At 57.5% G+C, this 20754-nt stretch carries 20 protein-coding genes and 2 pseudogenes; 20 read left to right on the top strand and 2 right to left on the bottom strand.

Going from position 1 to position 20754, the window contains the following annotated elements:
* The first annotated feature begins 3 nt into the window (after positions 1-3).
* From ACQKP2_RS10580 to ACQKP2_RS10565, 4 genes and pseudogenes are all read left to right on the top strand, one after another.
* A complete protein-coding gene (locus tag ACQKP2_RS10580) occupies positions 4-1494 on the top strand; it encodes a DUF1254 domain-containing protein (RefSeq protein ID WP_427576214.1) in 1491 nt (496 codons plus the stop codon).
* 462 nt (positions 1495-1956) lie between these two features.
* Positions 1957-2177, top strand: a pseudogene (locus ACQKP2_RS10575) (hypothetical protein).
* Between the two features lie 68 nt (positions 2178-2245).
* A complete protein-coding gene (locus tag ACQKP2_RS10570; RefSeq protein ID WP_427576213.1) occupies positions 2246-3625 on the top strand; it encodes an AlbA family DNA-binding domain-containing protein in 1380 nt (459 codons plus the stop codon).
* A gap of 1210 nt (positions 3626-4835) precedes the next feature.
* Positions 4836-6188, top strand: coding sequence for a Fic family protein (locus ACQKP2_RS10565; RefSeq protein ID WP_427576212.1), 1353 nt, complete (start codon positions 4836-4838; stop codon positions 6186-6188).
* Between the two features lie 345 nt (positions 6189-6533).
* Here ACQKP2_RS10565 and ACQKP2_RS10560 read toward each other — a convergent pair whose 3' ends face one another.
* Positions 6534-7607: a phage portal protein gene (locus ACQKP2_RS10560; RefSeq protein WP_427576211.1), complete on the bottom strand. Its 1074-nt coding sequence runs from the start codon at positions 7605-7607 to the stop codon at positions 6534-6536.
* Positions 7607-9367 carry a terminase ATPase subunit family protein gene (locus ACQKP2_RS10555; protein ID WP_427576210.1) on the bottom strand — a complete coding sequence of 587 codons (1761 nt, stop codon included), beginning with the start codon at positions 9365-9367 and terminating at the stop codon, positions 7607-7609. The genes ACQKP2_RS10560 and ACQKP2_RS10555 overlap by 1 nt, the downstream gene beginning before the upstream one ends.
* Before the next feature lie 156 nt (positions 9368-9523).
* Here ACQKP2_RS10555 and ACQKP2_RS10550 point away from each other — a divergent pair, with 156 nt between their 5' ends.
* From ACQKP2_RS10550 to ACQKP2_RS10475, 16 genes and pseudogenes are all read left to right on the top strand, one after another.
* On the top strand, positions 9524-10363 hold the full coding sequence (locus ACQKP2_RS10550; RefSeq protein WP_427576209.1) for a GPO family capsid scaffolding protein: 840 nt from the start codon (positions 9524-9526) through the stop codon (positions 10361-10363).
* A 39-nt stretch (positions 10364-10402) separates the two neighbouring features.
* Positions 10403-11407, top strand: coding sequence for a phage major capsid protein, P2 family (locus ACQKP2_RS10545; RefSeq protein ID WP_427576208.1), 1005 nt, complete (start codon positions 10403-10405; stop codon positions 11405-11407).
* Positions 11408-11410: 3 nt separating this feature from the next.
* Complete coding sequence (locus ACQKP2_RS10540; protein ID WP_427576207.1) at positions 11411-12115, top strand: terminase endonuclease subunit; 705 nt, start codon at positions 11411-11413, stop codon at positions 12113-12115.
* 100 nt (positions 12116-12215) lie between these two features.
* The gene (locus ACQKP2_RS10535; RefSeq protein WP_427576206.1) at positions 12216-12680 is read left to right on the top strand and encodes a head completion/stabilization protein; all 465 of its coding nucleotides are present in this window, start codon (positions 12216-12218) and stop codon (positions 12678-12680) included.
* Positions 12680-12889, top strand: coding sequence for a tail protein X (locus ACQKP2_RS10530; protein WP_427576205.1), 210 nt, complete (start codon positions 12680-12682; stop codon positions 12887-12889). Before ACQKP2_RS10535 ends, ACQKP2_RS10530 begins: the two co-directional genes overlap by 1 nt.
* Before the next feature lie 60 nt (positions 12890-12949).
* Positions 12950-13273 carry a phage holin, lambda family gene (locus tag ACQKP2_RS10525; protein ID WP_427576204.1) on the top strand — a complete coding sequence of 108 codons (324 nt, stop codon included), beginning with the start codon at positions 12950-12952 and terminating at the stop codon, positions 13271-13273.
* Complete coding sequence (locus ACQKP2_RS10520) at positions 13270-14109, top strand: N-acetylmuramidase domain-containing protein (RefSeq protein ID WP_427576203.1); 840 nt, start codon at positions 13270-13272, stop codon at positions 14107-14109. Before ACQKP2_RS10525 ends, ACQKP2_RS10520 begins: the two co-directional genes overlap by 4 nt.
* Positions 14106-14312, top strand: a complete 207-nt coding sequence (locus ACQKP2_RS10515) for a hypothetical protein (RefSeq protein ID WP_427576202.1) — start codon at positions 14106-14108, stop codon at positions 14310-14312. Before ACQKP2_RS10520 ends, ACQKP2_RS10515 begins: the two co-directional genes overlap by 4 nt.
* Positions 14313-14391: 79 nt before the next feature.
* The gene (locus tag ACQKP2_RS10510; RefSeq protein WP_427576201.1) at positions 14392-14928 is read left to right on the top strand and encodes a phage tail protein; all 537 of its coding nucleotides are present in this window, start codon (positions 14392-14394) and stop codon (positions 14926-14928) included.
* Complete coding sequence (locus tag ACQKP2_RS10505) at positions 14921-15376, top strand: phage virion morphogenesis protein (protein ID WP_427576200.1); 456 nt, start codon at positions 14921-14923, stop codon at positions 15374-15376. The genes ACQKP2_RS10510 and ACQKP2_RS10505 overlap by 8 nt, the downstream gene beginning before the upstream one ends.
* 61 nt (positions 15377-15437) lie before the next feature.
* Entirely contained in the window at positions 15438-16010 is a 573-nt protein-coding gene (locus ACQKP2_RS10500) for a phage baseplate assembly protein V (protein ID WP_427576199.1), read from the top strand.
* The gene (locus ACQKP2_RS10495; RefSeq protein WP_427576198.1) at positions 16007-16351 is read left to right on the top strand and encodes a GPW/gp25 family protein; all 345 of its coding nucleotides are present in this window, start codon (positions 16007-16009) and stop codon (positions 16349-16351) included. Before ACQKP2_RS10500 ends, ACQKP2_RS10495 begins: the two co-directional genes overlap by 4 nt.
* On the top strand, positions 16348-17259 hold the full coding sequence (locus ACQKP2_RS10490; protein WP_427576197.1) for a baseplate J/gp47 family protein: 912 nt from the start codon (positions 16348-16350) through the stop codon (positions 17257-17259). Before ACQKP2_RS10495 ends, ACQKP2_RS10490 begins: the two co-directional genes overlap by 4 nt.
* Positions 17259-17876: a phage tail protein I gene (locus ACQKP2_RS10485; protein WP_427576196.1), complete on the top strand. Its 618-nt coding sequence runs from the start codon at positions 17259-17261 to the stop codon at positions 17874-17876. Before ACQKP2_RS10490 ends, ACQKP2_RS10485 begins: the two co-directional genes overlap by 1 nt.
* Positions 17873-18844: pseudogene (locus tag ACQKP2_RS10480) on the top strand (phage tail protein); the annotation flags it as partial. The gene ACQKP2_RS10485 and the pseudogene ACQKP2_RS10480, both read left to right, overlap by 4 nt.
* Positions 18836-20752: a gp53-like domain-containing protein gene (locus ACQKP2_RS10475; protein WP_427576252.1), complete on the top strand. Its 1917-nt coding sequence runs from the start codon at positions 18836-18838 to the stop codon at positions 20750-20752. The pseudogene ACQKP2_RS10480 and the gene ACQKP2_RS10475, both read left to right, overlap by 9 nt.
* The last annotated feature ends 2 nt before the right edge of the window (positions 20753-20754 follow it).

Genomic DNA, 20754 nt, shown 5'->3' with positions numbered 1-20754 from the left:
GAAATGAAAACATCAGGCAAAGCACTGACTGCACTGTCTCTGGCTGTTTCGATCAGCCTCAACGTCCATGCCGCTACACACTACGAACAACTGGCCGACCTGCCCTTCGCCGGGGGATATCCCACCTGGGAAGGCGTGGCGCAACTCAAGGATGAACTGCTGTTCCAGCGCGCCGTGCAGTCGTATATCTGGGCACTGCCCGCGTTGAATATGTATGCCATGAAAGAAGGCTCCGAGAAGACCTTCGGTGCAGGCTACAACGTGCTGCCGATCTGGAAAGACCGGCTCAACGCCAGGACAAAGGTCACCACCCCCAACTCCGACGTGATCTACGCCATGGGTTATCTGGACCTGAAGCAGGACGGCCCGATGGTGCTCGAAGTCCCGCCGGGCTTGCAGGGCATTCTCGATGACTTCTTCCAGCGGCCGATCTGCTCCGAAGGCTCCATTGACGGTCGCCAGTGGTGTGGCGATGTCGGACTACCTGGCCCCGACAAAGGCAAAGGCGCCAAATACCTGGTACTGCCACCGGACTACAAGGGCGATGTACCACCGGGCTACCTGACTTATCGCTCACGCACCTACGGTGTATTCGTGTTCTGGCGCGGTTTCTTCCAGGATCCCAAGCAGTTGGAACAGCCGGTGAAGGTCATGGAACAGACGCGCATCTACCCGCTGGGCAAACAGGCCACGGCCAAAGCGATGGAGTTCCCCAACGCCTCGAAGACGCCCGTTAACATGCTCTATCCAACCGATGGCAGCGCATTCGACATGCTTTGGCGATTCATCGATCACGAATATGTCGACCCTCAGGACATGGAAATGCGCGGCATGGTCGCCGCATTGGGCATCGTCAAAGGCAAGCCATTCAATCCCGATGCCGCCGCTCGCGAACTGCTCGACAAGGCGGCGAAAACCGCCAGCAAGATCGGCCACGTCGTTGCCTACACCCCGCAAACCATCGAAGCCGGTGGCACCTGGTACCCCGATCGAAAATGGCTGAACGTGTTCCCCGGCAATGCGACATTCACGGCCGACACCTTCAACTTCATCGACCCGCGCACCGGCTTCTTCACCAACGCCTACTCCGCCAGCCCCGGCATGGCGGCCAACATGGAAAACGTCGGTGCCAAATACCCGGTCACCTTCGTCGATGCCAGCGGCCAATTCCTCTCCGGCAGCAACAGCTACACACTCCACCTGCCCAAAGGCATCCCGGCGGCCCTGTTCTGGTCAGTCACCGCCTATGACTCGATCACAGCCTCCGGCCTGGACAATGGCCAACCATTCCCGTCGCTCAATACCATGGACAAACCGGCCACCAACCCCGACGGCTCGATTGACGTGCACTTCGGCCCGAGCTCGCCGGGCACCGGGAAAAACTGGATCAAGACCGTGCCGGGGGAAGGTTTCTTTGTGATTTTGCGTTTGTATGGTCCGACTAAGGCGTTCTATGAGAAAACCTGGAAGCCTGGGGATTTGGATAAGCAGTAGTGAGTGGGGCTTGACCGACAAAGCAAACCGTCGCGAATAACCTCGCGTCGAGTGATTTCGACGCGAGATGAGGGATATCTCCTTCATTTGCACGACACCTTCAACTGATTAAATGATGATGAGGCGGGGTGAAACCGCAGCAAGCTCATTGATCCTCAGCGCAAAGCCCAATCTTGATAAACGCTCTCACCTCCCAGCCTCACCGATTCCAGACTCCCCATGTCCGTAGCCAACGCTACACCTGCTCCGCCCTACCGCCGATTTCCGTCGCGCCCATGATGGATTGGCCGCACTGGTCGCTCCCGCCTGATAAGTAAGGGCTCACAGGACGCCGTTAATTTTCCTGTACCACTTTCGTACCAATATTTTCCTCCCTGCTCCAGCCTCGTTCCGCCTGCCACCTTCTCTGTAGCAAAAATTAAGCAATCTGTTTCGGCTCCAATCACCAGCACTGTCGCTGCTATGCTTGAGCTCTTTCGAAAGGAGTCGGCAACAACAACCAGCGAATATTCACTGGCGGATGTGCTGGAAAGGACTTATCAAAATCAACTAGCCCTGGATGCGGCCGTGATGGAGATGACTCAGAGGGATGAGCGGCAAAACGCTGCGGAAGGGGCGTTTTGTCCCATTGGCGCAAAAGCGCAGGCTATATCAAGCAGGTCTCGCTCGCCTCTAATAACTGAACACTGGTTAAAAGCTAGTAAAATGAGCCTTTCGGTAGGCGAAATAATAATTAAGGCAGGACCCTCACATGGATTTAGATCAGTTTTTACAGGCACCCCGCGAAAGTCTAAATATCGAACTGAAAGCCTGGATTGATCCCTTGACGCAAGATGGAAAAGCAAAGATTGTCAAAGCTGCAATTGCCTTGAGAAACTTCGATGGCGGCTACCTAGGAATTGGAATTTCTAACGAAGGAATCCCCTTAACCTCAGAGTCTCCTGAAAACCTGGATGAGCAGTTCCATCAGGATACAATCCAGGCACTTATAACAAAACACTCATCAGAGCCTTTTGAAATAACAGTTCAATTCGGAAACTTCCAAGGAGTTCGCTTTCCATTTATTGTTATTCCTTCGGGAGTACGCACACCTGTTGCAACAAAATGCCGTTTGCAAGACCTGAATTCACCGCCACAAGACTTGGTAAAACAAGACACTGTGTATGTTCGCACTCTGCTTGCAAATAATACGCCCAGTACCGCCGCCGCACGTTTTAGTGATTGGCCACAAATAATGAACGTCTGTTTCGAAAATCGGGAAGCGGACATCGGAAACTTCGTCAGACGCCACCTTACGGGGTTAGATATCCCTAGCCTGCTCGCACATTTCGGAAATCAGTCGATCGAGCCTGAAACAGCGGTTATTGACGCCTTCATGAACCAATGCCGTCAAAGATTTTTGGATGCTCCGAAAGCTGATAATGCGCGGGAACTAGGTAATGGACGTTTTGAGGTGGCATTCGTCATCAACAGTACACAAGAGCGGGGAGCGGTACGAGCAGACGACAATTTCTTGAATTCTTTTATTTACGCCAATCCTCATCACTCAGGCTGGCCTCTATGGATGGATACCCGTGGTTTCCAGCAAAGCACTGATAGGCCTAGAGTCCGTACAAATGGCTGGGAGACTTTAATCGAAGACTATGTTGGAAATTTCATCCGACCACATTTGGATTATTGGAGAGTTGAACCTCCAGGAAGCTTCTACCATATTCGCCTTCTATGGGAGGATGCGATTGCTATTTCGAAAGGCACCCCCCCAAACTCATACTTCGGCATGGACATTGCCATAATAAATGTAGCGGAAGCTATTGCTGTTGCGATTTCGTTCGCAAAATCCATGGGTTTCGAGGGTGACAAAACGAATCTAGAGTTCGCTTTCCGTTGGAGCGGGCTGGCAGATCGCATCATGACGTCTTACGACTTTAGGCGACATATCAGCCCTGGTAAAATTTGCGGCGACAACGAGATTACGAGCCATACAAACATCCCTTTAGATATTGCACATTCTTCAATACCTTCATTAGTCCCCGACATAGTAGGCGAACTATTTAGCGCTTTTAACGGGGCCGCTTTTTCGAAAAATATTATCGAAGAAGTTGCTAGCGAACAACTGCAAAAGAAATACTAAAACAGAAAATCGTTTCGACGAATCAATATAGCTTCTAGCTGCTACAGTCCCCCGACCACAGCATCAACGGCCCTTCTGACACAACTCGTTATCAGCTTCCCAAGCTGATAACGAGGGTTCGATTCCCTTCACCCGCTCCACTATTTTCAAGGCTTCCAGCGGTATCAGGTCCACGCGACACAGAACTGGTGACAGTTTTGGTGACAGTTACTGAAATCCTGGGAGTGTTTGTGCCGCAGCGTGCATGCACAACATCTGATGGACCTTTGCCAGCGCCCACCCCCTAGGTGCTTTCGGCTTTTCATGTTGACCCACGGGAAAGAGGTTAGGAAGGTTAGTTTTTTGCTAATCGCTCTGAAAGCCTTGTCATTCGCGGCTTTGCGGCCCATGCCATGGGTTAGCTTTAGGGTTATGAGAGGTAATTTCCTAACCTTTATAACTGTTAAAAAATCAAAAAATAAAATCTTTATAAATCAGTAGCTTGCGATTTACTAACCTTCAAACTAACCATAACTAACCTCCCAAAGTTAGCCCTCAACCCCAGTAAACACGGGGCCTGCATACCCCTTCCCACCTCATTTCTAAAAACTAACCCTTTTCCCGAGCCACCTCTCAGAATCGCCCCAGACTGCGCTCCAGCCGACGTATCAAAACAGCCGCCTTGTGCAGGGGTTCGCAGGTTTTTTGCTCTCCAAAAATGTCACAGCAAGCCCAGCCTGGCCCGCGTCACAGTACCTGCAGGGAGTGCAGAAAAAACGACACATTTAGCCCGCAGGCGTGGCGGGGGGACGACGGCGCGCGCCAGGTGTAGCTGTAGCACGGCAGTCCCACCACGCACATCCAACGCACCAACATGGTTCGCATCGCTCCCCCCTTCACCAACCGCCCCACGCAGTCGATCACAACCGAGCTCAAGTTCAGCACTGATCCACGCTTCTCAGAGCTGAAGGCGGCCGACAGCGCGACCCGAAACCTCATAAGGAAATGCTGGGTGTAACCACGCAAGCGTCTATTTAGAGTGAATTACCTCGCTGACCGCGGAATTCGCTTCATCGGTTAGCGGGATTGGGACTGGTAACGGACGCCTCAGCCTCCGGTCATCCCAGTCGCCTGTGAACTTACAAAACAGTGAAATTTCAAAATCTATAAAAATTGAAATGCATCAAATGCGGATGTATGCTCCATTTCAAATTTGAGGAAAATTGAAATCATGATCAAGTCACCGCCAAAAACGATCCAGAATCCGTTCGGCCGTGTCATCAAGGAGCACAGTGATCAGATTGGAGCCTATCTGGAGGTAGGTCAGATCTTGGACGGCCAAGGCCGCTATCTGCCTTTCGATAAGCTGCGCTTTCGTTTTCCAAAGGAGCTGGACCCGGCACTAGCTTGGTCAGTAGTAAAATTCGCGCGGAACAAACAACTGGCGCCAGTGATTTCCCTTGGAGAACCACCACAGTTGTGTTCATTTATCTACACTCCAGCAATGCACATCGCAGTATCGGCTTGTGACCAAAATACAACGACCGCAGCGTTAGAGTGGATGTGCTCAAAAATTGGAGAGTCCAAGCAGCTGCAATACTTGCTGAACGACTTGGTTGAGGATGAAGCTATTAGCAGCAGCCAACTTGAGGGTGCTGCTACTACCACCAAAGTTGCCAAGGACCTGTTGGGCAGAAAACGCGGCCCGAGGACTCCAGATGAAAAAATGATCATTGGCAACTTCAAGATGATGCAGCACGCCTGGGAATGCAGGGATAAAGATTTATCGCATAAATTAATTACCGACCTGCACCAAGTCGGAGTAGAGGGGATCGACGATGAGCGTTACTATCCGGGCGTATTCCGCAACAATGATAACGTGGTTGTAGAAGACGGCGATGGTCACACCGTCCATCAGCCCCCTCCGGCAGAACACTTAGAGGAACGATTACAAAAAGTAATTGATTGGGTTAACACTAATCATACAGATATAAACAATCAGAACTATATACACCCTATGATAAAAGCAATAATCTTGCATTTTATCGTAGGTTACGAGCACCCATTTCATGACGGAAACGGTCGGGTGGCAAGATCATTATTCTATTGGTACTTGTTTAAAAAAGGTTTCGGCGGGTTCCGATACATTGCAATCAGCACACTTTTGAAGATAGCACCTATAAAATACGGAAAGAGCTATCTGTATACTGAAACTGATGAAATGGACTTGACGTATTTTATCGACTATCAGTGCCGAGTAATTGCTAGGGCAATTAGACAATTCAAGAAAAACTATGACAACGCTGTTGCGTCTATCGACGCCTTCAACACGTTCCTGTACGAGTCCGGATTATTTGGCAAATTATCAGAAAAGCAACGTGTAGTTTTTAACGTTGCCAGATCTGGAAATAATAGATTTTTCACCGTTAATAACGTTAAAGAGAATTTAAACTGCGCGTACAACACAGCCGCGACAGTGCTGAACGGGCTCGTAGAGTTGAAATTATTTAAAAAAGCCAAACAAGGCAACGAATGGGTCTATTCAATGATTGAGCCTAAGCAAATCCTAAAAGCTTGGACATGAATAGACAAAACAACAAGCATCCACGTCGATGTTTGAAAATTTTCCGAATTTGATCAGAAAAAATTTCAGTTCAGCACTGACGTTCAAACTGCATTAATAGCATATGCCGTAAACATCGCCAGACACGATGAAGAAGGCAAGCAGCAACATGACTACACAGGAACGGGCCTATTTATCCACATAGATGATGCTTTTTAGCTGCAGAGCGGATTCCCAACGGTCTTTCTGCTCATGAGGCAGCGTGTCAGTTTTATGGAGGCTGTAAGGGTGAAGCATGGCCTCGATGGGCCATGCGTTCCTAAGCCAGTAAGCCGAGGAGCGGTAAAGCTGGCCGGATATTGGTCGCTACGGGTTGAGCAAACCTGAAGAGCCTGGGGTTTCTTCAAACGGTTGGAATCTCACCACCTCCTCCCCCACCCATTCGTTGACCTGTATCAGGCGTGCCTGGATCGGCTCCAGCTCGTTCATCGCCCAGATCTGCGCCGCTTCCTTGATCGAGCCGAAGCCGCCGGCGTTCTGCGGAACGATGCCCATCAATTGAGGGGGGATGCGCAGCGCAGCGAGCATGTCGTCGCGGCTGATGTTTTTGATTGAACCGAATTCATCCTTCGCCGCCACCTCGCTGACGGGGATCAGCTGGATGCCGTCCTTCTTACCGCCCGGGGCATACATGAACAAGTTTCGGAAATTACCCGGGCCCTTTGCGGACTTCAACGCACTGCGCAACGCGGCAACATCCGTCTCGTTCTGAGCGGTGTCGGTCATGTACATGATGAACCCGGCGTGGCTACCGTTGTTGTAGTACTTGCGCCGGAACAAGGTTGCAGACTCGTTGAGCAGCGCGCTCTGCAGCGCCGGTAGCCATTCCGGAAGGCCGTAGATCTCCTGGTTAATATCTGCCTCACGCTGGTGGTAAACCGTCCCGCGCTTGAATTCATACTCGTCTCGCCAGCCGCGCACCTGATAATAGGTTTCGAGATCCTCACCGCGCCGCATGTACTTGCCCAGGGCGGGCTGCAGGCCCAACGTACTGCGCAGCATGTTGTCGCGCCTTTCCAGATAACCGTTGCCGCACCAAAGGAAATCCAGGACGAATTGCTCAAAGGTCTGCCGCGACAGCAACTTGTGGGGAATAAAGGTGCGGGCCAGCATGTTGCGCTTGAAATTTAACCCTGATTGCAGGAATACGCTGGCCCGAGAAGACTTGGCCAGCCCATCAAAGGACATCGGTGGCTCGTACCAACGACCATTCAACCAGCACTCCAGATAGTCGAGAATCCCGCGCTCATCGAGAACCGGCGTGGGGTCTCCGAAGGTGAAGGCCTCCATCTTGCCACCTATTGCCGGCTGCACCTGTCCCTCGGCCGCAGCCGGGGGGGAGGTGGACAATTGCGTGGTTTCGCTGCGGCTGTTGCTCATCAGTAGATCTCCATGAAGCCGGTGTTCGTTGAGGTTTGGCCCTCAAGCGGTTCGTTCTGCAGTGCGTGGAATAGCGCCCAAGCCAAGTCGGCGTGGCCGGTTTCGTCGTTGCGCCCAGCGGTATAGGTAAACTGCCGACCGCTGGCGGTGATGGTTTTTCGGATGGCCATCAGCGACTGGGCCATGTCGGTCCAACCTGCGTCGAACTCGAGCCGCCCTTTGTGAATCACGTCGTAGGCCTTGAGCACCAGGCGGGTTTTCACCTCCGGCGAATAGCTGAAGGTCACCACGTTCGGGAAAAATTGGCGCACCAGCTGCGCCACGCCCGAGCCCATGCCGGTGATGTCGATGCCGATGTAGGTCACCCAGTAACGCATCGTCACTTGGCGAATGGATTCGGCTTGCGCGGCAAAGTCCATACCGCGGAACTGATGCCGCTCAAGCACGCGGAATTTCCCTCCCGGAACCATGGGCGGGGCCACCACGACCAAGCCGGAACTGTCGCCGGTTTCGGCCGGGTCATAGCCCACCCAGACCTGACGATCAGCAAACGGTCGCGCGGCGAAAGGCTTGTAGTCCTCGGACCACTCCACCCAGCTGTCCACCATGCACGGCTGCAACACATTGAGCGGGAAGATGCTCGCGCCGTCGTCGACGAACTGGCACATCAGCAGGTTGGCGAAAGCGTCGGCGTTGTACTCCAGGCGCAGCTCCTCGAGGTCGAACAAATCACAACCACGCTGCTCGGCATCCAGGATGGTGACGATCTGCCGCCAAATGCGGTCCTCGCACAAACGCCCCTGCTGCAGAGCGTCGTGGGATACGTCCAATGTCAGCCGTTGAGCGGCTGGTTTGCCCTTGTTGAAGCGCTCGCCGGTCCAGAACGTGTAGGCCTCATGAGCCATGCTCGATGGCGTCGAAAAGTAGGTGCGCCGATATTGTTTCTGCATCGCCATGCCGCTGGCGACCTTGTTCAGCTCGTTGAACTTGAACGTCCAGAAGAATTCGTCGAAGTAGAAATTGCCGTGATAGCCCTGGGCGGTGCGCGCATTGGTGCCGAGGAAATGCAACTCGGCGCCGTTGCCCAGGATGATCGGGTCGCCGGTCAGCTCGACGCCGCACACCTCACGGGCGAACCCCTGGATGTAGGCCTTGAAAATGTGAGCCTGGTTCTTCGAGGCCGACAGAAAAATCTGATTACGACCGGTAACCAGGGCATCAATCAGCGCCTCACGGGCGAAATAGTAGGTTGCACCAATCTGCCGGCTTTTCAGGATGGCCCTGGTGCGCTGATTGCTGGCCCGGTACCAGTCCAGCTGATAGCCAAAACAGCCTTCCTTGAAAGCCTCAGTCAGCAGCTCGATCTGTGCTTCATCGAACTCGTTACGTGCAGCCTTCTTCTTCGGCCCCTCGTTGCGCTTGGCCAGGTTCGGGTTGAGTTCCGTCTCGGTACCGCCGCTTTTGTATCGCTCGATCCGGGCCTGGCGCTCCAATTGACGGTGCAAAAGGTCAATCTCTTTGAAGTCCCCACCCGTCTTCCCTTCCTTGAGAATCAGCTGCACCAAGCGGGCCTCCAGCGCCCCGCCAATACGCTCGACGTTGTCGGCACGGTCCCACTCATCGCGGGCCTTCCAGGCATGCACAGTCTTTTCTTTCTCGCCCAGCATTTCGGAAATCGCACAGATGCGCAGGCCGGTCCAATACAGGAATTTGGCCTGGCGGCGGTTGTCACGGACGGGGGTGGCTTCGGCTGTAGTCATGGCGGCGATGCTGCCGCCGCGCGCGCGTGAAGGCGTAGTGTTCAGGCCTGTAAGGCCCGGGAGTACAAGTGCGGGCGATTGCCCGTCACGCTGCCACTGCCGACGATGCACCTCAATGCAACTGCACCCAGCAGCACCGCTTTGAGGACTCGCTCAATGAAAAAATTCCGCTCCAAATGGTTCCGCGTCGCCGTCGAAGGCGCCACCACCGATGGCCGCCAAATCGAACGTCAATGGCTGATCGATGCGGCTGAAACCTACAACCCGAACACCTACGGCGCCCGGATCTGGGTGGAGCATTTCCGCAGCGTTCTGCCTGACAGCCCTTTCCGAGCCTACGGCGACGTGCTGGCCGCGAAAACCGAAGAAGTCGAAGTCAACGGCGTGAACAAGCTGGCGCTGTTCGTACAAATCGAGCCGACCGCCGACTTGATCAGCATGAACAAGGCCCGTCAGAAGCTGTACACCAGCATCGAGATCAATCCGAAGTTTGCCGACACTGGTCGCGCTTACCTGGACGGTCTGGCCGTTACCGATTCGCCGGCCAGCCTGGGCACCGAAATGCTCACTTTCAGCGCCCAAAACCCGGACGCGTCGCCGCTGAAGTCTCGCAAAAGCAAACCGGACAACTTGTTCTCCGAACTGGTGGAAGCTCAGCTGGAGTTCGAAGAAGTCGTCGAAACGCCCAGCAAAATTGAAGGCCTGTTCAGTCGTGTTACCGAGCTGTTGGGCAAGAGCAAGGACAAGGCCAGCAAGGACAATGTCCAGTTCGCTGAGTTGAACGATGCGGTTGAGGCCCTGGCAGACCACGCATCCGAACAAGCGACGGCCTTCACCAAAGTACAGGCCTCGCACCAGGACCTGCTGACCAAGCACGAAAAGCTCAGCACCGACTTTTCGGAACTGCTGGAGCGACTCGGAAAAACCCAAGACCACAGCCAGACCTCCCGTCCGCCAGCCACCGGCGGCGACGGCAATGTCTTGACAGCCTACTGACCCACGCGGGCGCCCTATTCGCTCAATTCGGAGAACACCATGCGCAACGAAACACGTCTTGCCTTCAACGGCTTCACCAAGCAGGTCGCCGCACTCAATTCGGTCGGCTCCGCGTCGGAAAAATTCACCGTCACGCCGTCAGTTCAGCAGAAGCTGGAAACCGCGATTCAGGAGTCCAGTGGCTTCCTGGCACAAATCAACGTTCTCGGCGTGGACGAACAGGAAGGCGAATCCATCATTCTGGGCGTCGGCTCGACCATTGCCGGCCGCACCAACACCAGCCAGACTGCGCGCTCCCCGCGTGATGTCAGCTCGCTTAACAACGACACCTACAGTTGCAAGAAGACCGACTTCGACACTGCCGTGCCCTATCAACTGCTCGATGCCTGGGCAAAGTTTCCGGACTTCCAAGCACGCCTGTCGGGTGCCATCGTTCAGCGCCAGGCACTGGACCGGATCATGATCGGCTTCAACGGCACCAGTGCTGCCGCATCGACTGATCGCACCGCCCATCCTCTACTGCAGGACGTGAACGTCGGCTGGCTGGAGAAGTACCGCACCAAGGCCCCGGCCCGCGTGCTGAGCAGCGGCAAGGTTGCTGGCAAGATCACCATTGGCCCTAACGGTGACTACAAAACTCTCGACGGCCTGGTCTATGACGCTATCCAGTTGCTGGACCCATGGCACCGCAAACATCCTGACTTGGTTGTCCTGGTTGACCGCAACCTGCTGCACGCCAAGTTCCTGGCCAACATCGAAGGTGCTGCCAACAACGAAAACGAACTGGCTGCCGCACGGATTATCGCCAATGGCACGCTGGGCGGTTTGCCGATCGTCGACGCGCCGTTCTTCATCGATGGCGGCATTCTGATCACCACGCTGAAAAACCTGTCGATTTACTTCCAGATCAGCGGCCGTCGTCGTCTGACCAAGGACGAACCGGAGCGCGATCGCATCGCCGACTACCAGTCCTCGAACGACGCCTACGTGATCGAGGACTTCGGTCTGGGCGCCCTGGTCGAAAACATCGAAGAGGCTGAATAAGCCATGGCCCTCTCTCTTGCCCAACGTCACCAGCGCCGCGTGCTTGCGGCGCAGGAGGCCGCTGCCACTACCCCGGCCATTTCAATGGCAGGAGGGACGGCCTACGAAATGCAGCTCGCCCAACTATTACAGGACCGCCTGCGACTCAAACAGATCCAGTCCACCGAGGCCAAAAAATTGCTCAAGCCGCAGTTGCTGCCGGCCTATGAGCCTTACGTCCAAGGCGTGCTTGAGGCTGGTAATGGTGCCCAGGACGAAGTGCTGACCACCATCATGGTCTGGCGGATCGACGCTGGTGACTATAGCGGTGCACTCGATATTGCAGCGTATGTGTTGCAGCACAACCTGCTGATGCCGGATCGCTTCGAACGCAGCACCGGTTGTCTGGTCGCGGAGGAGATCGCCGAAGCCGCACTCCAGTCGCAGAAAATCGGCGGCGACTTTGATTTGCCGACCCTGCACCGCACGCTTGAACTCACTTACGAGCAGGACATGCCTGACGAGGCCCGCGCCAAGTTGTACCTGGCCACCGGCCGCGCGACGGTCGCAGGCCTCGACCCTGAGAATCCGGGACAACCAGGGCAAATCGAGGCCGGAATCGAGTTGCTCAAGCGCGCTATCGAGCTCAATGGCTTTGTTGGCGGCAAGAAGGATCTGGATGGCGCCGAACGCCTTCTGAAAAAACTCGCTCCCCCTTCTGGGAGCTAACCCGAGCGTACCCCGCAACCCCGGCGGCCCGGGGCTGATCAGCAGGTTATCTCCTTTCCTTGCTGTGACGCCCCGGCCACCGCCGACTTAGGGCCGAAACATGAGCGGATTCATTGCCACTGGCAGCACCACGAACACCTACGTCATTACCAACGACGGTTTCTGGCCGGACATCGATGGCGCCACGCTTCGCGCCGCCATACGTCTGGATGGTTCCATCAGTGACGCCCGCCTTGAAGTGGCCGCCGTCAATGCACTGATCCAGGTGAATCAGGAGTTGCGCCTCCTCAAGACCCACCATCAAGCCGAAGGGTACGCCACCTTGGCGGATGTACCGGCAGACCTGATCAATGGCGAAAGCTGCCTGGTTTTGCTCTATCGCCGTGCCATTTACTGCACGGCAGCGGCCGAGCTCTCAGAGCGGTACCGCAGCTTCGACAGCGCCTCCGAAGGCAATCGCAATGCCGACGAACTGACCCCCTCGATCGACGAATACCGCCGTGACGCCCGTTTCGCGATACGCGATCTGCTCGGCGTTGGGCACTGCACCGTGGAGCTCATCTGATGGCGTCCATCCAAGCTCAACAGGGCGAAACCGTCGATGCCATTTGCTGGCGGATCTACGGTCGCACCGCCGGCGTCACCGAGGCTGTGCTCAATGCCAATCCGGGGCTGGCCGACTTCGGCACCGTCCTGCCGCACGGCACCCTGGTGCAGTTGCCTGAGGTGGCCCCCCAAGCGGAACAACGACAAATGGTGCAGCTATGGGACTGATCCAGTGTTCGCTCCTACAGGGCTCCCACCAGCCTTCTCCCCTCACCCTCGGACAGTGGAATGATGCACATGCCTGATAAACCGGACACCTGGGCCTGGCTCGCAAGCTGGCTCGAACAAAATTGGCCTGCCCTCTATGCAGGCGCCTTGGCTGCTGTCATTGCAGCGCTGCGGATCATGTACGGCGGCGGCACCCTGCGTCGCGTCGCGCTGGAAGCCCCGTTGTGCGGTGCTCTCGCACTGGCGGGCAGCCATGGCCTGTCTCTGCTGGGGATTCCCGCATCGACCGGCCCATTCTTCGGCGGGGTCATCGGACTGCTCGGCGTCGAAGGCACCCGGGCGCTGGCCAATCAATTCTTCAAGCGCAAGGTGGAACAAGTATGACGACCCTTCGCCACGGCGACCGCAGCCAGGATGTCCGCGTACTGCAGCAACGCCTCAACCTGGCCGGCGCCTCCCTGTTCGTGGATGGCCTGTTCGGTGATGCCACCGAGAACGCAGTGCGTGCCTATCAGTCCCGGCTGGGGCTGGTCAGTGACGGCATCGCCGGTGCCAAGACCCTCGCGGCGTTAACCGGTGCCGACTGCTCTGCCCTGCTGCGCAATGCCACGCTGAGCGCTGGCGCCGTCCGTCTGGGCGTCGAGCTGGCCGCCATTCTCGCGGTCAACGAAGTGGAAAGCCTGGGCGCGGGTTTCCTCGACAACGGCAAGCCAAATATTCTGTATGAGCGGCACATCATGTACCGCCAACTCGCCCTGCCTCGTAATCAAGAAGACGACGCCACTGCACTCAAGGCCCACGCCGATGACTTGGCGGCCAGCCAGCCCAACCTGGTCAACCCGCGTGCCGGGGGTTACGCCGGCGGCACGGCTGAACACCAACGATTGGCTCACGCCCGGCTCATCGATGACACCTGCGCGCTGGAGTCAGCCAGCTGGGGCGCCTTCCAGATCATGGGGTTTCATGCAGTACGGCTGGGTTACGCCAGCGTGCAGGACTTCGCCACCCGCATGGCCAAAGATGAAAACGAACAATTTGAAGCGTTCGTGCGCTTCCTCGAGGCCGATCCTGCGCTGCTGAAGGCGCTCAAGGCCAAGAAATGGGCTGTGTTTGCCAAGGTCTACAACGGCCCCGACTACCAACGCAATCTGTACGACATCAAGCTGGAGCGCGCCTACCAGCGGCACGCCGCCAACTGCCCTGTACCGGAGGCCGCATGATCGATATCGAAGCTGTGCAACGACTGAACATACAAGACGGCGATCTTTTGGTCGTGCCGGAGTCCACCGAGCATGAGGACATGGCATTGCTCTGCGAGGCCCTTCACCTCATGACACCAGGTTGCAAGGTCGTGATTGTCCGTGGGCCAATCGAAAAGCTGGATGTCGGCGACATGAACAAACTCGGCTGGTATCGCGCGTGAGCACCTTGCGCCAGGTGCTATATGGCCTTGCATTGCTCGGCGCTCTGGCGTTGCTGCTTTTACCAACACCAGGTGCAACATGAACAAACCCGATAACCTGCGCGCCCACCTGCTGGCCGCCGTGCCGGAACTCAAGCACAACCCCGACCGCCTGTTGGTTTTCATCGACAATGGCAAAATTCGCTGCACCGCGGCTGCCGGCTTGTCCTTTGAATATGCCTACGACCTGCAAATCATCCTGACCGACTTCGCTGGACATCCCGACAGCGTGATGTTGCCGCTACTGGGCTGGCTGCGCGTGAACCAGTCAGAACTGCTGGCCAACCTGGACAAGTCCGCCGAGGGCATCAAGTTCGAAGCGGATGTCATCGACAACAGCAAGGTCGACATGAGCCTGAGCCTGCCCCTGACCGAGCGTGTCATCGTCAAAAAGCAGGCCGACGGCACCTACACCGCCAGGCATGCCGCCGAACCGCAATACACACCCTACGAGGAAATCGCCGGCCCAATCCAGGTGTTCGCCGACGGCCAACTGGTTGCCGAATGGCAATCGCCTCAGCCGCCCGATGCCATGGCGCTGACCAGTCCGCATCCGCAGCGACCTGGCCATGAGTGACCTGCAAGCGCTGGAGGACTGGGCCGGCCTGCTGCTGCACCGGCTGGAGCCAGCCGCGCGTACCTCCCTGGCGCGTTCCATTGCGCAGCAGCTGCGTCGTAGCCAACAGCAACGAGTCACGGCACAACGCAACCCGGACGGCAGCCAGTACGCCCCGCGAAAGCAACGCGACTTGCGCGGCAAACAGGGTCGCATCCAGCGCAAGTTGAAAATGTTCCGCAAGCTGCGCACCGCGAGCTTTCTCAAGGCCAAAGGTGACAGCAACCTGGTCAGTGTGGGCTTTACCGGACGAATTGCCCGCATCGCCCGCGTGCACCAGTACGGCCTGAAAGACCGAGCCGAACGTGGTGCCCCGGATGTGCGCTACGAAAAACGGGAAGTGCTGGGCTTCACCGATGTCGACCTTGAGCTGATCCGCGACACACTTCTGGCTCACCTGACAGTGTAAATACCCTCGCTACAAGGCTGCTCGGCTGCGCTCGCGTGCGCGTGGCGCCACCATCGACGGCATGAACGATATCGCCGCCCTCGCCCGCCTGATCGAAAACCTCATCCGTTTCGGCACCATCGCCGAAGTCCAGATGAAGCCGCCGCGCGTGCGGGTGAAAACCGGCGACCTCCTCACGGCCTGGCTGCCGTGGATCGCGGTGCGAGCAGGTCTGGATCAGGACTGGAACCCTCCCACCGAGGGCGAACAGGTCGTGCTGTTCAGTCCCTCGGGACAACTCGCCAACGGCGTAGCGCTCACCGGCGTTTTCAGCGACGAACATGCAGCCATCGGCGACCGTGCCGGCTTGCACCGCCGCACCTACCGCGACGGCGCCGTCATCGAGTACGACAGCATCGCCCATCACCTGCGGGCAGTCCTGCCCGAAACCGGTACCAGCGAGCTGATCAGCAAGGGCGGCCTTCACATCGTCGGCCCGATCACCCATGAAGGCGATTACACCCAGACCGGCAATCAGCACGTCACCGGCACAGTCACCGTCTCGAAGGATGTCATTGCGTCCGGTATCAGCCTGGTCAATCACCCGCATGGCGGCGTGAAGTTTGGTTCTGATCAGTCAGGTAAACCGCTATGAACAGAGAAACCGGCAGTGCCATTGGCAACCTGGACCACATGCGCCAGTCAATTACCGACATCCTGACCACCCGCATTGGCTCCCGGGTGATGCGCCGCGAGTACGGCAGCTTGCTGCCGGAACTGGTCGACCAGCCCTTCAACGATGCCACGCGGCTGCGTGTATACGCCGCCACCGCCATGGCCATCCTGCGTTGGGAGCCTCGTATCAGCCTCAGTCGCGTGCAATTCAGCGGCGTCAGCCTGCAGGGCCAAGTCGTACTGGAGCTGGAAGGCGCCGAAGTCGACAGCAATGAACAGCACAACCTCAGCATTCCCTTACAGCTGGGGGCCAGCGTATGAACACCTTTGTCCCGATCGACCTCAGCCAACTCCCGCCACCGCAGATCGTTGAGCAAATTGACTACGAAATGATCCTGGCCGAGCGCAAGGCCTACGCCGTCAGTCTGTGGCCGGTGGAAGAGCAGGCCGAAATAGCCTCCCGCCTCGAGCTGGAGTCGGAACCATTGACCAAGCTGCTCGAGGAGAACGCCTACCGGGAAACCATCTGGCGTCAGCGCGTCAACGAAGGGGCCGTGGCCAACATGCTCGCCCTGGCGCAAGGCGCCGATCTGGAAAATCTGGCGGGAAACTTCAATGTCGCACGCCTGGTGGTGCAGGTCGGTAATCCGAATGCCGTGCCGCCGATCCCAGAAGTCCTGGAGAGCTATGACAGTTTGCGCGAGCGCGCCCAAATGGCCTTTGAAGGCCTCAGCACCGCCGGCCCGCGCAACAGCTACATCTTTCACGCCCGTGCCGCCGCTGGCCGCGTGGCGGATGCCACAGCCGAAAGCCCAAGCCCCGCTGTAGTGGTGGTCACCGTGCAATCCCTGCTGGGCGATGGCAGCGCTGACCCGGAGCTACCTGGAATTGTCGAGGCCTACCTCAGCGACGAGGATCGCCGCCCGTTGGGTGATCGCCTGACCGTGCAGGGCGCCGTCATCCTGCCGTACCAGGTCAACGCCCGAATCTACCTCAAAACCAGTGGCCCTGAGTCCGAGCCGATCCTTGCTGCTGCCAATCAGCGCCTATTGGCCTATGTGCACCAACGCCGCCGGCTGGCCATGGAAGTCTCCGAGTCCGCCATCCATGCCGCGCTGCACGTCGAAGGTGTGCGCAAGGTCGAGCTGGATAACTGGACCGACATCGTCGCTACGCCTTACCAGGCGCCATACTGCACGAGCATCACACTCACACAGGGTGTGGAGTGATGGGCGCCGTTTCGCTGTTGCCGCGCAATGCCAGCCAGCTGGAACACCTGGCCGCCGAAGCATTGGCGCAGATTGAACACACGCCCATTCCGCTGCGTCAGCTATGGAATCCAAACACTTGCCCAGTCGAACTGTTGCCGTATCTGGCCTGGTCGTTTTCCGTTGATCGCTGGGACAGTAACTGGACTGAGGCTACCAAGCGCGCCGCCATTCGTTCCGCGTACTACATCCATTCCCGCAAAGGCACCATCGGTGCCCTGCGCCGCGTCGTCGAACCGTTGGGCTACCTGATCGAAGTGGTGGAGTGGTACCAGACCATCCCCGAAGGCGTGCCTGGGACCTTTGCTTTGAAGGTCGGCGTGCTGGACACCGGCATCACCGACGAGATGTACCAGGAACTGACCTTCCTCATCGATGACGCCAAGCCCCGCAGTCGGCACCTGACCGGTTTGGCGATCAGCCTGGAAACCACCGGCCATCTCTACCTGGGCGCCACGATCTACGAGGGCGACGAAATCAGCGTGTACCCGCCCACTCAACGTGACATCGAAGTCAGCGGCGTAATAGGCCGTGGCGGTCGCGACCACACCATTGACACCCTGGATGTATTCCCATGATCGACCAGAACTCACAGTTTTTTGCCATCCTCACCAATGTCGGTGTCGCCAAGCAGGCCAACGCGGACGCCCTGGGTATCTCGTGGAAAATCACCCACATGGCCGTAGGCGATGCCAACGGCACCGAGCCCCAGCCGTCTGCGACGCAAGCGGCGTTGCTCAATGAGCGCCGCCGGGCGCCGCTGAACCAGCTCAAGGTTGACCCGGTGAATCCGGGGATCATCGTCGCCGAACAAGTGATCCCGGAAGACGTCGGCGGCTGGTGGATACGTGAAATCGGCCTGTATGACTCAGACGGCGACATGGTGGCCATCGCCAACTGCGCGCCATCGTTCAAGCCGTTGCTCACTCAGGGTTCCGGGCGCACGCAAGTTGTGCGCATGAACTTGATTGTCAGCAACTCGAGTAACGTCGAACTGAAAATCGATCCCAGCGTGGTGCTGGCCACCCGTGCCTATGTTGATGCCAAGGTGCTGGAAGAAGTTAACAAGCTCGATAGCAAGCAATCGGTGCGCGTGGCGACCACGGCCAACATCGCGTTGACAGGGTTGCAGATACTGGACGGCATTACCTTGGTCGTCGGTGATCGGGTGTTGGTGAAGAACCAGACCACGAGCAAGGATAATGGCCTGTATGTCGCGGCCGTCGGAGCTTGGTCGCGTGCGCTCGATGCCGACAACAGCGCTGAGGTAACGCCGTCGTTAATGGTGTCGGTCGAACAGGGTGCCACTCAAGCGGATACGCGTTGGCAGTTGGTCACGGATGGGCCCATTGTCCTGGGTACCACGGCGCTGACGTTCCAGAACATCACCCAAGGCTTTGCGCCGTTGGCCAGCCCGATCTTCACCGGCACCCCAACGGCACCCACAGCGCCCGCCGGCAGCAACAATCAGCAGCTGGCCACCACAGGTTTTGTGCAGCAAGAAATTGCAGGCGATCTGGCTACGGTCGCACCGTTGATGGCTGGTGTGGCAGCGGTGGGGACGGGAAGCAAACTCGCAAGGGAGGACCACCGACATCCAACGGACACCACACGAGCGCCGTTGGCCAGTCCAGGGTTGACCGGCACACCGACCGCGCCGACTGCCCCGGATACCAGCAACAGTACGCAAATTGCGACGACGGGACACGTCCTTGCACGGCTGGTCACCGCCGGCTTGTACACACAGAGTTCTGGAAGCCCCAGCGGCAACGACGCAGATACCGTCGGCGCGAGCATGGCAGAGGCACGCAGCACCATCAGTACTACGGCGAATGCGCCAATGCCGCAGTGGACAAAAATATGGGCGATGCCTGTCGACGCGTCCAACGGAGTCCAGCTGTCGCTGGGCGTTCAAGCAGACCGGGCGTTTTACCGTCGCAAATCGGTGGGCGTGTACCAGCCATGGCTTGAGTTTGCATTTCTCAACTCGCCAGCCTTTACAGGTGCGCCAACCGCGCCCACTGCGGCGCCAGGCACCAACACAACGCAGATCGCCACCACCGCATTTATCCAGACGGCTATTTCCGCGCTCGTCGCTTCATCCCCGGCCGCGCTGGATACGTTGAATGAGCTGGCAGCAGCGCTGGGCAACGACCCTAACTTCGCGACCACCATTACCAACGCCCTGGCAGGCAAGCAGGCCAGCCTCGGTTTCACCCCGGTACAGCAAGGTACAGGCGTTGGCCAGCAACCCAACGTGGTGAAAATTGGCTGGAGCGTTGCTGCCAAACTAAAGGCGACCGTGGATGCCACCGACCTGGGCAACTTGGCCCTGGAAAACTGGGTCAGTAGCAACTACGCAACGCTGGCCTCGCCTGCGCTGACCGGTTTCCCGTCCGCCCCGACTGCCTCGGCGGGCACCAACAACACGCAACTGGCTACCACGGCGTTCGTTATGGGCGCGCGCGGCGGCGCAAACGTGGCGATGGCAGCTACCGGCAACACCACGCTGACGGCCGCGCAGTATGGTGCTGACTTCCTGTTCCTGACCGGGGCACTGACGGGCAACGTAACCCTGACGCTGCCGGCCATGCTCGGTTCGTGGACCATATTTAACTCCACCTCGGGCGCATTTACCGTAACTGTCAAAGCCCCTGGTGCAGGCACCACAATCGTGGTCACGCAAGGCAAGATCTCGCGTGTTTACGGCGATGGCAGCACCAACGTCTTTCTGACGCAGACCGACTTCATCAGCCCGGCCCTGACAGGGACTCCAACGGCGCCGTCACCCGCGCAGTTCGATAGCAGTCAGAAACTGGTCACCACCGACTTTCTGAAAAACGCAGGTCTTGTGTACGGGCCGGGCGCTTCGATCTCGACGTCGCAAACCATCCCTCTGGCGGCGGTGGGCGGCCTGATCAGCGCGTCCGGCACGATCACCCTGACCATTCCAGCATTGTCGGCGGTGGGTGCGTATACCTCCGGCGCCTGTATCACCATCTGCAACACCGGCAGTGGCGTAATCAGCCTGGCGACGACTGGCGCTGACATCATCATGGGCACCAGCGGCCCGCAGGTGAGCGGCATCACCATGCGCAAAGGTGACTCGGTAGTGCTGGTCGCCACAGCGGTGGGCTGGATGATCGTGGGCGGTTCGCTCTCAATGATTTTTTCGTCAGGTCAGTTTGGCAACTCGATTGCAGGCACTGGTTACCAAAAATTGCCGACCGGCATCATCCTTCAATGGGGCAACTTCTCGGTTGCAGGGGCGACGTCATCCACATTTACCTTTCCACTGGCTTTCCCTTCTGGCTGTGCATCCATCGTGGCCTCGGTCGGGACTTCGGGGACCAACCAGGTCAACGCTGACTCCCCTAGTCCGAGCCAGTACCGCATTCAAAACACGCATCCAACTTCCGCCCAAGCTGGCAGCTGGTTTGCCATTGGTTACTGATC

It is taken from the genome of Pseudomonas sp. NPDC089569 (assembly GCF_050280625.1).
Lineage (GTDB): Bacteria > Pseudomonadota > Gammaproteobacteria > Pseudomonadales > Pseudomonadaceae > Aquipseudomonas.
This window is presented reverse-complemented; position numbering and strand designations above follow the sequence as displayed.

Excerpts from the sequence above, each read along its gene's own strand:
- ACQKP2_RS10515 (WP_427576202.1), top strand. The coding sequence starts at position 14,106 with ATGATCGATATCGAAGCTGTGCAACGACTGAACATACAAGACGGCGAT.
- ACQKP2_RS10570 (WP_427576213.1), top strand. The coding sequence starts at position 2,246 with ATGGATTTAGATCAGTTTTTACAGGCACCCCGCGAAAGTCTAAATATC.
- ACQKP2_RS10555 (WP_427576210.1), bottom strand. The coding sequence starts at position 9,367 with ATGACTACAGCCGAAGCCACCCCCGTCCGTGACAACCGCCGCCAGGCC.
- ACQKP2_RS10520 (WP_427576203.1), top strand. The coding sequence starts at position 13,270 with ATGACGACCCTTCGCCACGGCGACCGCAGCCAGGATGTCCGCGTACTG.
- ACQKP2_RS10550 (WP_427576209.1), top strand. The coding sequence starts at position 9,524 with ATGAAAAAATTCCGCTCCAAATGGTTCCGCGTCGCCGTCGAAGGCGCC.
- ACQKP2_RS10505 (WP_427576200.1), top strand. The coding sequence starts at position 14,921 with ATGAGTGACCTGCAAGCGCTGGAGGACTGGGCCGGCCTGCTGCTGCAC.
- ACQKP2_RS10510 (WP_427576201.1), top strand. The coding sequence starts at position 14,392 with ATGAACAAACCCGATAACCTGCGCGCCCACCTGCTGGCCGCCGTGCCG.
- ACQKP2_RS10525 (WP_427576204.1), top strand. The coding sequence starts at position 12,950 with ATGATGCACATGCCTGATAAACCGGACACCTGGGCCTGGCTCGCAAGC.
- ACQKP2_RS10560 (WP_427576211.1), bottom strand. The coding sequence starts at position 7,607 with ATGAGCAACAGCCGCAGCGAAACCACGCAATTGTCCACCTCCCCCCCG.
- ACQKP2_RS10565 (WP_427576212.1), top strand. The coding sequence starts at position 4,836 with ATGATCAAGTCACCGCCAAAAACGATCCAGAATCCGTTCGGCCGTGTC.
- ACQKP2_RS10540 (WP_427576207.1), top strand. The coding sequence starts at position 11,411 with ATGGCCCTCTCTCTTGCCCAACGTCACCAGCGCCGCGTGCTTGCGGCG.
- ACQKP2_RS10485 (WP_427576196.1), top strand. The coding sequence starts at position 17,259 with ATGGGCGCCGTTTCGCTGTTGCCGCGCAATGCCAGCCAGCTGGAACAC.
- ACQKP2_RS10535 (WP_427576206.1), top strand. The coding sequence starts at position 12,216 with ATGAGCGGATTCATTGCCACTGGCAGCACCACGAACACCTACGTCATT.
- ACQKP2_RS10500 (WP_427576199.1), top strand. The coding sequence starts at position 15,438 with ATGAACGATATCGCCGCCCTCGCCCGCCTGATCGAAAACCTCATCCGT.
- ACQKP2_RS10490 (WP_427576197.1), top strand. The coding sequence starts at position 16,348 with ATGAACACCTTTGTCCCGATCGACCTCAGCCAACTCCCGCCACCGCAG.
- ACQKP2_RS10530 (WP_427576205.1), top strand. The coding sequence starts at position 12,680 with ATGGCGTCCATCCAAGCTCAACAGGGCGAAACCGTCGATGCCATTTGC.
- ACQKP2_RS10475 (WP_427576252.1), top strand. The coding sequence starts at position 18,836 with ATGGCTGGTGTGGCAGCGGTGGGGACGGGAAGCAAACTCGCAAGGGAG.
- ACQKP2_RS10495 (WP_427576198.1), top strand. The coding sequence starts at position 16,007 with ATGAACAGAGAAACCGGCAGTGCCATTGGCAACCTGGACCACATGCGC.
- ACQKP2_RS10580 (WP_427576214.1), top strand. The coding sequence starts at position 4 with ATGAAAACATCAGGCAAAGCACTGACTGCACTGTCTCTGGCTGTTTCG.
- ACQKP2_RS10545 (WP_427576208.1), top strand. The coding sequence starts at position 10,403 with ATGCGCAACGAAACACGTCTTGCCTTCAACGGCTTCACCAAGCAGGTC.